Here is a 12,247-nt window from a genome sequence, read left to right as displayed (position 1 = left end):
GTATGTGGGGGGGGTGGGTGTGGCGCGGGGTTACCTGAACCGTCCCGAATTGACCCGGGAACGCTTTATCGTTGATACCTTCAGCGGGTGCGAAGGCGCGCGCCTGTACCGGACCGGCGACCTCGGCCGCTGGTTGGCGGACGGCAGCGTCGAGTACCTGGGCCGCAACGACGACCAGGTGAAGATCCGCGGTTTCCGTATCGAACTGGGCGAGATCGAAGCGACCCTGGCGGCCTGCGAGGGCGTCAGCGAGGCGGTGGTCATCGCTCGCGAGGACGAACCGGGCGACAAGCGTCTGGTGGCCTATGTGATCGCTGCCAACGGTGCATCGCTATCGGCTGCCGACCTGCGTGCTCAATTGCTGGGGTCGCTGGCGGAGTACATGGTACCGGGCGCGTTCGTGGTCCTTGACGTGTTCCCGCTGACCACCAACGGCAAGCTCGACCGCAAGGCGCTGCCGGCACCGGATCAGTCATCGGTGGCGACTCGCGAATACGAAGCCCCGCAAGGCGAGGCCGAGACCGTCATCGCCGCGATCTGGCAAGACTTGCTGGACCTTGAGCAAGTCGGTCGTCACGACAACTTCTTCGAACTGGGCGGTCACTCGCTGCTGGCGGTGAAACTGATCGAACGCATGCGTCACGCTGGTTTGAGCGCCGACGTGAGGGTGCTGTTCGGCCAGCCGACGCTCGCGGCGCTGGCCGCCGCGGTCGGTGGGTATTCGGAAGTCCTGGTACCGGCCAATGGCCTCCCGGATGGCTGCACGCGGATTACCCCGGACATGCTGCCATTGGCTGAGCTGGACCAATGGGCAATCGATGGGATCGTTTCGAAGGTGCCAGGCGGCGTGGCCAACGTGCAGGATATTTATGCACTGGCGCCGTTGCAGGAGGGAATTCTTTACCATCACCTCGCGGCGGCCAAAGGCGATCCCTATCTGCAATATATGATGTTCGCGTTCGACAGCTTCACACGCCTGGAGTCTTTCACCCAGGCGTTGCAATCCGTTGTCGCCCGCCATGACATCCTGCGCACGGGCGTGCTCTGGGAAGGCCTGGCCGAGCCCATGCAGGTGGTCTGGCGTGAAGCCCGGCTGGCAGTCGAGGCGGTGACGCTGGACCCGGTGGCCGGCGATATCGCCACGCAACTGCATGAGTGTTTCGACCCCCGGCACTATCGCCTGGACATCCGCCAGGCACCGCTGATGCGGGTCGCTTATGCGCAAGATGCGGCGAACCAGCGTTGGGTGGGCATGCTGCTGTTCCATCACTTGGTGGACGACGCCACGTCGCTGGCGGCACTGTCGGCGGAGATCGAAGCGCACATGCTGGGCCAGGCACAACGCTTGCCGGCCTCGGTGCCGTACCGCAACTACGTGGCCCAGGCCCGGTTGGGGGTGAGTCGCGAGGCCCACGAACAGTTTTTCCGCGACATGCTCGGCGACATTGACGAACCGACGCTGCCGTTCGGCTTGCAGGATGTGCAGGGCGATGGCAGCGGCATCGAGGAGGTTCGCCAGGACGTCGATGCTGAGCTCAGTCTTCGGCTGCGGGCCCAGGCCCGTCAGCTCGGCGTGAGCACGGCAAGCCTGTATCACTTGGTCTGGGCTCAGGTGCTGGGCAAGGTGTCGGGCAAGGACGACGTGGTGTTCGGCACCGTGCTGGTTGGCCGGATGCAAGGCGGCGAGGGCGCCGACCGCGCACTGGGGATGTTCATCAATACCTTGCCGTTGCGGGTGAATGTGGGGCAAACCGCGGTCGGTGCCGGCGTGAAAGCGACCCATGCACGCCTGACCGCGTTGCTCGGCCACGAACATGCCTCGCTGGTGCTGGCGCAACGCTGCAGCGGCGTGGAGTCGCCAACGCCATTGTTCAGTGCCTTGCTCAACTATCGCCACACCGCCGCGCTGAACTCAAGCGAGGCGCTGTCGGCCTGGGACGGTATACAGCTGCTCAGCGGCGAAGAACGCACAAACTATCCGCTGACGCTGTCGGTGGACGACCAGGGCGAGGCGTTCAGTTTCAGCATCATGACCCCCGCGCGCATTGGTGCGCAGCGCCTTTGCGGCTATGTTCGACAGGCTCTGGAAAATCTGGTCCGGATGCTTGAGCAGACGCCTGACGCTCCGCTGCATCAGCTGTCGATCCTGCCACCCGGCGAGCGGCAAAAACTGCTGGCCGAGTTCAATACCGACGACACCGATGACCTGCGGGAGCAGACCATCCTCGGCCTCTTCGAAGCCCAGGTTCAACGCACACCGGACGCCGTGGCGGTGCTGGACGGCGGACAACCGCTGAGCTATCGCCAGTTGAATGCGCGAGCCAATCGGCTGGCGCATTATCTGCGCAAGCAAGGTGTGCAACCGGATTCGCGCGTGGCCATCTGTGTCTGGCGCAGTGCCGAGATGGTGATCGGGCTGCTGGCGGTCCTCAAGGCCGGTGGCGGTTATGTGCCGCTGGACCCGGCTTACCCGGCGGACCGCCTTGCCTACATGCTGGCCGACAGCGAGCCGGCTGCGGTATTGGTCCAGGCGGGCACCCGAGGGCTGTTGGCCAACGTCCAGGTGCCATTGATCGACCTGGATGGCGGTCCATGGCAAGACGAGCCGGAGCACACCCCGGATATCACGGGCCTGACCCCGGCCCACCTGGCCTACGTGATCTACACCTCCGGCTCCACCGGACTGCCCAAGGGCGTGATGGTCGAGCATCGCGGCCTGCGCAACCTGTTGGACTGGTACCTCTACGACGTGACGTTCCATGCCGGCGACGCGGTGTTGCTCGCGTCCTCCTATAGCTTCGACCTGACCCAGAAAAACATCCTGGCGCCGCTGATGGTCGGTGCCACGCTGCACCTGGCCGAAGAACCCTTCAACCCCGGCGCCATCGTTGCCCAGATCGTCGAGGCCGGTATCACTCTCCTGTGCATGTCCCCCAGCGCCTTCCATGCGCTGGTGGACGCCGATCATCAGCAGGCCCTGGCCTGCCTGAAGCGAGTGGTGTTGGGCGGCGAGCCGATCCAGCTCGCCATGCTGGAAAAACTCCCACTGCCACGGCCCGCGATCATCAACAGCTACGGACCGACCGAGTGCAGCGACATCGTCGCCTGGCACACGGTGGACAGCGACCTGGAAACCTACCGCCATCAGTCGATTCCCATCGGCCGGCCGATCCGCCACATGCAATTGCATGTGCTCGACAGCCACGGGCAATTGTTGCCGGTGGGCGTTCCGGGCGAGATTCACATCGGCGGCGTGGGGGTGGCCCGCGGTTACCTCAACCTGCCACAACTCAGCGCCGAACGCTTCATTGCCGACCCGTTCTACGGCAAAAGTGATGCGCGGCTGTACAAGACTGGCGACATCGGTCGCTGGCTGCCTGACGGCACGTTGCAGTACCTGGGGCGTAACGACGATCAGGTAAAGATCCGCGGTTTCCGTATAGAACTGGGGGAGATCGAAGCCCGGCTCGCCCAGCACGAGGCGGTGAAGAAGGCCGCGGTGCTGGCCCGTGAAGACGCACCGGGGGAAAAACGCCTGGTGGCCTATTTCACCCAATATCCGTCAGACGATGTGCTGGACATCGAGGCGCTGCGTGCCTACCTGCAAGCTCACTTGCCGGCCTTCATGGTGCCGGCAGCCTATGTACGCCTCGACGCCATGCCGCTGACACCCAACGGCAAGCTCAATCGCAAGGTGCTGCCGGCACCGGCCCTGGAGGCGTTCATCACCCGAGGCTACGAAGCCCCCATCGGCGAAACCGAAATCACACTGGCCCAACTGTGGGCTGAAGTCCTCAACGTGGAACGCGTTGGCCGTCACGATCATTTCTTTGAACTGGGCGGGCATTCCTTGCTCGCCGTCAGCCTGATGGAGCGAATGCGCCAGGAAGGCATGGAAGCGGATGTGCGGGCGTTGTTCGAGCAGCCCACGCTCTCGGAATACGCGGCAACGACAGAAAAAATGGAGATTGTCCTGTGAGTGTGATCGAACTGTTGGCGACACTAAAAGAAAAAGACGTACAGCTTTCGGTCAAGGGCGATCAGCTCGTGGTACGCGGCCGTAAACAGTCCCTGGGCGAGCCGGCGGTGCTGGCCTTGCTGCGTGAGCACAAAGCCGCGCTGATCGAGTTGATCCAGGCCGGGCAATACGATGACAGCAAGGCTGGCGACGTCGACATCCCAGCCAACGCTATCCCCGTCGGCTGTGGGCAGATCACGCCGGACATGCTGCCACTGGTGACCCTCGACCAGCCGGCCATCGACCGCATCGTGGCCACCGTGCCGGGCGGCGCGGCCAATGTGCAGGACATCTACCCGCTGGCGCCGTTGCAGGAGGGGATTCTTTATCACCACCTGACCGCCACCCAGGGCGATCCCTATGTGTTGCAGGCGCACTTCAGCATCGCCCGGCAGGAACGCCTGACGGATTTTGTCGACGCCTTGCAAAGCGTGATCGACCGCCACGACATCCTGCGCACCGCCATCGTCCGCGAGGGGTTGCAAGAGGCGGTGCAGGTGGTCTGGCGCGAGGCCCGGCTGGGGGTCAAGGACATCAGCGCCGACCTCGCCGAGGGCGACGTCATGGCGCAATTGCAGGCACGCTTCGATCCTCGTCACTATCGCCTGGACATCAGCCAGGCACCGCTGTTGCTGCTGGTGGTCGCCGAGGACCCGACCAACCAGCGCTGGGCCGCCATGCTGCTGTTCCATCACATGGCCCTTGACCACGCGGCCCTGGCGGTTGTGCAGAGTGAAATGCAAGCCTACCTGATGGGGCAGGCCGGGCAATTGCAGCCCGCCGCGCCTTACCGCGACTATGTCGTTCGGACCCGCCAGGCTGGCCAGCGCCAGGCTGACGAGAGGTTCTTCCGCGAGATGCTGGGTGACGTCGAGGAGCCGACCCTGCCCTTTGGCCAACAGGATGTGCTGGGCGACGGCAGTGCGATCGAAGAAAGTCATCTGGCCCTGGCACCAGACCTCAGTCGCCGGCTGCGCGCGCAGGCACGTCAGCTCGGCGTGAGCGCGGCGAGCATTTTTCACCTGGCCTGGGCACAGGTGCTCGGCGGCGTCTCGGGTCGTGAGGACGTCGTGTTCGGCACGGTGATGCTCGGCCGCATGCAGGCCGGCGAAAGCATGACCCGGGCCCTGGGCATGTTTATCAACACCTTGCCGTTGCGCGTGGGGGTAGGTGCACAGAACGTGCGCGATGGAGTGAAAAGCGCCCACGCCAGGTTGAGCAGCCTGCTCAGTCACGAATACGCATCCCTGGCCCTGGCGCAACGTTGCAGCGGCGTGGCGGCACCGGCACCGCTGTTCAGCGCGTTGCTGAACTACCGCCACAGCGCCAGCAGCGCCCAAGCGCTCCCGGCCGAGGTCAGCCTGGCCTGGGACGGTATGCAAGCCCTGGGCGCGGAAGAACGCACCAACTATCCGCTGATTCTTTCGGTGGACGATTTTTCCGATGACTTCGCCTTGTCGGTGCAAGCCACTGCGTTGATTGGCGCGCAACGCATCGGCGACTACATGCAGGCCGCCGTTGAAAGCCTGGTTTGCGCCTTGGAGTCTGCGCCTGGCGCGAGGCTCAACAGCCTGTCGTTCCTGCCGGAATCGGAGCGCGAACGGCTGCTGGTGTCGTTCAATGACACCGACCGTGACTATCCGCGGCAACAATCGATTCATGCCTTGTTCGAGGCCCAGGTCGAGGCGCGTCCGGACGCGCCGGCAGCGGTGCAGGGTGGGCAAGTCCTGACTTACCGCGAACTGGACAGCAAGGCCGAGCGCCTGGCCAGGCATCTGCTCGACCTTGGCCTGCACGCGGGTCAAACCGTGGCGATCCTGCTGCCACGCTCGCTTGATCTACTGGTCAGCCAGTTGGCCGTGCTCAAGTGTGCGGCGGTGTACCTGCCGCTGGACGTCAACGCGCCCGCCGAGCGCCAGCAGTTCATGATCGAGGACAGCCACGCCGTGCTGGCCTTGACCCACAGCCGCGAAGCCTTGGCGCCGGGCATGCGTCGGGTGGACCTGGACCGTGTCGACCTTCCCGAGCTGGCGGCCCATTGCCGCCAGCAACCGATATCGAGCGAAGCGCCGGCCTACATCATGTACACCTCAGGGTCCACGGGGACGCCCAAAGGCGTGCTGGTGCCGCATCGGGCCATCAGCCGGCTGGTGATCAATAACGGTTATGCCGATTTCAACGAGCAGGACCGGGTGGCCTTCGCCTCCAATCCGGCCTTTGACGCCAGTACCCTGGAAGTCTGGGCGCCGTTGCTCAACGGCGGTTGTGTGGTGGTGGTCGACCAGGACGTGTTGCTGTCCCAGGAGCGCTTGCACAGGCTGTTGCTCGAGCAAGCGGTGAATGTGTTGTGGATGACGGCGGGGCTGTTTCACCAATACGCCGACCGCCTGATGGACGTGTTCGCCCAGTTGCGCTACTTGATTGTCGGCGGCGACGTGCTGGATCCGGCGGTAATCGCCCGCGTCCTCAAAGAGGGCGCGCCGGCCCATTTGCTCAACGGCTACGGCCCGACGGAAGCGACGACGTTCTCGACCACCTTCGAAATCAAGGCCGTCGGCGAGGGCAGCGTTCCGATTGGCCGGCCCTTGGGCAACACCCGGGTCTACCTCCTCGATGCGCAGCAGCGACCCGTGCCCCAAGGCGTGGCCGGCGAGCTCTACATCGGCGGCCTGGGGGTTGCCAAAGGCTACTTGAACCGCCCGGACCTGACCGCCGAGAAGTTCCTCCTCGACCCGTTCAGCCAGGACGCCCAGGCCCTGATGTACCGCACCGGCGACCTCGGGCGCTTCCGGGAGGACGGCAATATCGAGTACCTGGGCCGCAACGACGGCCAGGTGAAGATCCGTGGCTTTCGCATCGAACCGGGGGAGATTGAAGCCCGCCTGGCTCAATACGCTGCGGTGAAAGAGGCGACGGTGCTGGTGCGTGAAGACGTTCCCGGCGAAAAACGCCTGGTGGCTTATTTCACCTTGCATTCAACGGATGACCGCGCGGACATCGAAGCCCTGCGCGCGCACCTGCAAAGCCGCTTGCCGGACTACATGGTGCCGGCCGCCTACGTGCGCCTGGATGCCTTGCCGCTGACGCCCAACGGCAAGCTCGACCGCAAGGCCTTGCCGGCACCGGACCAGGCGTCGATCATCACCCGTGGCTACGAAGCCCCGGTAGGTGAAACCGAAATCACCCTGGCCCGACTGTGGCAGCAAGTCCTGAATGTCGAGCGGGTGGGGCGTCACGATCATTTCTTCGAGCTGGGCGGCCATTCCTTGCTCGCCGTCAACCTGATCGAGCAGATGCGCCAGGTCGGCTTGAGTGCCGATGTCCGCGTGCTGTTCGGCCAGCCGACCCTCGCGGCACTGGCCGCGGCGGTGGGCGGCGGCCATGAGATCGAGGTGCCGGCTAATGGCATTACCCCCGATTGTGAGCGGATCACCCCGGCCATGTTGCCGCTGGCGACATTGACCCAGGAGGCGATCGACCGGATCGTCGCTACGGTGCCGGGTGGCGTGCACAACGTGCAGGACATCTACCCGCTGGCGCCGTTGCAGGAAGGTATCCTCTATCACCATGTCTCGGCGCAGCAGGGCGATCCCTACGTGCTGCAGGCGCTGTTCGCCTTCCAGGACGAGGCGCGCCTCGAGGCCTTTGCCCAGGCATTGCAAGGTGTCATCGATCGGCACGACATCCTGCGCACCTCGATCATGTGGGAGGGGTTGGAGCAGCCGATCCAGGTGGTCTGGCGCAAGGCGCTGTTGAGCGTCGAGCAACTGCAACTGGACGCGTCGGACGTCGATGCCGTGATCCAACTGCATGCCCGTTACGACTCCCGTCATCATCGCCTGGACATTCGCCAGGCGCCGCTGATGTGCTTGCGTTATGCCTATGACTCGGCCAACCAGCGCTGGGTGGCGATGTTGCTGTTCCACCACATTGCCCTGGACCATACCGCGCTGGAGGTGGTGCAGCAGGAAATGCAGGCGCACCTGTTGGGCCAGGCCGGCCAATTGGCCGCTGCGCTGCCGTACCGCAACTATGTGGCCCAGGCGCGCCTGGGTGTCAGCGAGCAAGCGCACGAGGCGTTTTTCCGCGAGATGCTCGGTGATGTCGACGAGCCGACCCTGCCGCTGGGGTTGCAACAGGTGCAGGGTGACGGTCGCGGCATCGAGGAGGCCAAGCTGGAAGTGGACGCTGCCTTGAGCCATCGCTTGCGGGCCCAGGCGCGGCAGCTCGGGGTGAGTGCGGCCAGCCTGCACCATTTGGCTTGGGCGCAGGTACTGGGACGTTTGTCCGCGCGGGAGGACGTGGTGTTCGGCACGGTGCTGATGGGACGGATGCAGGCCGGCGAGGGCGCCGACCGGGTCCTGGGCATGTTCATCAACACCTTGCCGCTGCGGGTCAAGCTGGATGAGCAGGGCGCCCGCGCCGGGGTCAAGACTGCCCATGAACGGCTGACCGCCTTGCTCGGTCACGAACACGCTTCGCTGGCCCTGGCGCAACGGTGCAGCCGCGTGGCCGCACCGGCCCCGTTGTTCAGTGCGCTGCTGAACTACCGGCACAGCGCGACCGGCGCCGTTTCAGCCGAGGCCGTAAGCGCCTGGCAGGGCATGGAAATCCTCAGCAACGAAGAGCGGACCAACTACCCGCTGACCCTGTCGGTGGACGACCTGGGCGACGGTTTCATGCTGAGTGCCCTGGTGTCGCAAGGCATCGGTGCGGCGCGCATTTGCGCCTACATGCACACGGCCCTGGAAAGCCTCGTGCAGGCCCTCGAACACGCGCCCCAGACGCCCCTCAATCGCCTGGAAATCCTGCCAGAAAACGAACGCCATCAGTTGCTGGTGGACTTCAACGCCACCCAGCGCGCCTATCCCCACGAGCAAACCGTCCTGGCGCTGTTCGAAGCCCAGGCCGCGTACCTGCCGCAGGCGATTGCGGCGGTGCACGGGCAGCGGCAAGTGACTTACGCGGAGCTGAACCAGCGGGCCAACCGCCTGGCCCATCACCTGATCGGCCTCGGCGTGCAGCCGGATGACTGCGTGGCGATCCTGCTGCCACGCTCCATCGAGCTGCTGGCCAGTCAACTGGCGATCCTCAAGTGCGCGGCGGCCTATGTGCCGCTGGACCGCAACGCCTCCCTGGAGCGCCAAGGCTTCATGCTCGACGACTGCCAGGCCCGGTGCCTGCTGACGTTCAGTACCGAGGCCGTGCCCGAGGGCGCATCGCGCATCGACCTGGACACGTTGGACAACCAGGGGCCGGCGCATAACCCGGCCCTGGCGCAGTCCAGTGAATCGATCGCCTACATTATGTACACCTCGGGCTCCACCGGCACTCCGAAAGGCGTGCTGGTGCCGCACCGGGCGATCAACCGCCTGGTGATCAACAACGGTTACGCCGATTTCAACGCCAACGACCGCATTGCCTTCGCCTCCAACCCGGCGTTTGACGCCAGCACCATGGACGTCTGGGGCGCCTTGCTCAATGGTGGGCAAGTGGTGGTGATCGACCATGACACCCTGCTTGAACCGTCAAGGTTTGCCCAGGTGCTGGAAGATGCGGGCATCACCGTGCTGTTCGTGACCACGGCGATCTTCAACCAGTACGTGCAATTGATTCCCCAGGCCATCGGCGGCTTGCGCATCCTGTTGTGCGGCGGCGAACGGGCCGACGTGGCGTCGTTCCGGCGTTTGCTGGACCTGGCGCCGGACCTGCGCCTGGTGCACTGCTATGGCCCGACCGAAACCACCACCTACGCCACCACCCTTGAGGTGAAGGCCGTGGCGGCGGAAGCCGAATGCGTGCCTATCGGCGGCCCCATTGGCAACACCCAGGTCTATGTGCTCGATGCACGCCAGCGGTTGGCGCCGTTGGGTGTCGTTGGCGAGATGTACATCGGCGGCAAAGGGGTGGCGAAGGGTTACCTGAACCGGCCGGACCTGACCGCGGAAAAATTCATCGCCGACCCGTTCAGCCATGAGCCCGACGCGCTGCTGTACCGCACCGGCGACCTCGGCCGCTGGTTGCCCGAAGGCAGCCTGGAATGCCTGGGGCGTAACGACGACCAGGTGAAGATCCGCGGTTTCCGCATCGAGCTGGGCGAGATCGAAGCCAAGCTGGTGGCCTGTGACGGTGTGAAGGATTCGGTGGTACTGGTGCGGGCCGATGAATCGGGCGAGAAACGCCTGGTGGCCTATGTCATCGCCCAGCCGCAGGTCGAGCTGAGCGTGGCCGGGTTGCGCGAGCAATTGTCCGCGACCCTGGCCGAGTACATGGTGCCTGCGGCGTTCGTGATGCTGCCGGCGTTCCCATTGACGCTCAACGGCAAGGTCGACCGCAAGGCGCTGCCGGCACCGGATGCCGAGGCCTACGCCAGCCAGGCCTACGAGGCACCGCAGGGCGAGATCGAACAGGTATTGGCCGACCTGTGGGCCGAGCTGTTGAAAGTGGAGCGGGTCGGTCGCCACGATAATTTCTTCGAACTGGGCGGGCATTCGCTGCTGGCGATGAGGCTGATCGAGCGCATGCGCCAGGCTGAGTTGTCGGTGGATGTGCGGGTGCTGTTCAGTCAGCCAACGCTGCAGGCACTGGCCGCTGCGGTGGGCGGGCACCGGGACGTGGTGGTGCCGGCTTGCGCCATCGTCGAAGGCTGTGAGCGCATCACGCCGGACATGTTGCCGCTGGCCGTATTGAGCCAGGAGGCTATCGATCGGATCGTGGCGAGCGTGCCGGGAGGCGCGCGCAACGTGCAGGACATCTACCCACTGGCGCCGTTGCAGGAAGGCATTCTGTATCACCATTTGACGGCGAAAATGGGTGATCCGTACGTGCTGCAAACGCTGTTCGGGTTTGACCGCCGGGCCCGCCTGGATGACTTTGCCCAGGCTTTGCAGGGGGTGATCGACCGGCACGACATTCTCAGGACTTCGATGGTCTGGGAACACCTCGACGAACCGATGCAAGTGGTGTGGCGACAGGCTCGGCTCAGCGTTGACGAGCTGGACGCGGACCCGAGCGGCGGCGATGCCGTTGCCCGGCTGTATGAGCGTTTCGATGCCCGGCATTACCGGCTGGACGTGCGGCAGGCGCCGATGCTGCGCCTGGCCGTCGCCGAGGACGTCGCCAACCGACGCTGGGTTGCCATGCTGCTGTTCCACCACATGGTCCTGGACCATACCGGCCTGGAAGTGCTGGAACGTGAAATGCAGGCGCAGTTGCTGGGCAAGGTCCATGAACTGGGCGAATCGGTGCCTTATCGCAACTATGTGGCCCAGGCGCGCCTGGGTGTCGATCAACAGGCCCATGAAGCGTTTTTCCGTGACATGCTCGGCGACATCGACGAGCCTACGCTGCCGTTCGGCCTGCGCGATGTGCAAGGCGATGGCACTGGCGTGGAAGAGGTGAAACTGGCCGTGGAGGCGGGCCTGTGCCGTCGGCTTCGCGCCCAGGCCCGCCAGTTGGGCGTCAGCGCGGCCAGCTTGATGCACTTGGCCTGGGCGCAGGTCCTGGGCCGTGTCAGCGGTCGCGACGACGTGGTCTTCGGCACCGTGCTGTTGGGTCGCATGCAGGCCGGCGATGGGGCCGACCGGGCCCTGGGCATGTTCATCAACACCCTGCCATTGCGAGTGAACCTGGCTGGGCAAGGCGTATACGCAGCGGTGAAGGCGACCCACAAGCGACTCACCGGCCTGCTGGGCCATGAGCATGCTCCGTTGGCACTGGCCCAGCGTTGCAGTGGCGTGGTTGCGCCAACGCCATTGTTCAGTTCGATGCTCAACTATCGTCATTGCGGGGTCGAGGTGACTGCGCAAGCGCTGACGGCGTGGCAAGGCATCGAATCGATAGGCGGTGAAGAACGGACCAATTACCCCTTGGCGCTGGCCGTGGATGATGAAGGCGAGGGCTTCAGCCTGGTGGTGCAAGCGTTGGTGGGGACCGGCGCGCGGCGTATCGGCGAGTACGTGCAGACCACGCTCGAAAGCCTGGTCAGCGCACTGGAGCAGGCGCCGGATACGCCATTGCAGGCCCTCACGAGTCTGCCGGCGGCCGAACGTCAGCATCTGCTGGAAACGCTCAACAGCACGGCGGTCGATTATCCGCAGGGCCTGACCCTGCACGGCCTGTTCGAGGCGCGGGTCGCCGCCTGCCCGGACGCTGTGGCGGTGGTGGCTGGCGAGGCGCAGCTGAGCTACGCGCAACTCAATGCACGCGCCAACCAGATTGCCCATCGCC

General features: G+C 64.9%; 2 protein-coding genes. Both read left to right on the top strand.

Features of this window, described 5'->3' with window-relative positions; translation table 11 throughout:
• On the top strand, positions 1-3,979 hold a 3,979-nt coding region (locus HU767_RS27980; RefSeq protein ID WP_186731051.1), incomplete at its 5' end, for a non-ribosomal peptide synthetase.
• Positions 3,976-12,247: non-ribosomal peptide synthetase (locus HU767_RS27975; protein WP_186731050.1), on the top strand; the 8,272-nt coding region annotated here is incomplete at its 3' end. The genes HU767_RS27980 and HU767_RS27975, both read left to right, overlap by 4 nt.

This window comes from Pseudomonas sp. SWRI179 (genome assembly GCF_014268705.1).
In the GTDB taxonomy this organism is placed as follows: domain Bacteria; phylum Pseudomonadota; class Gammaproteobacteria; order Pseudomonadales; family Pseudomonadaceae; genus Aquipseudomonas; species Aquipseudomonas zanjanensis.
This window is presented reverse-complemented; position numbering and strand designations above follow the sequence as displayed.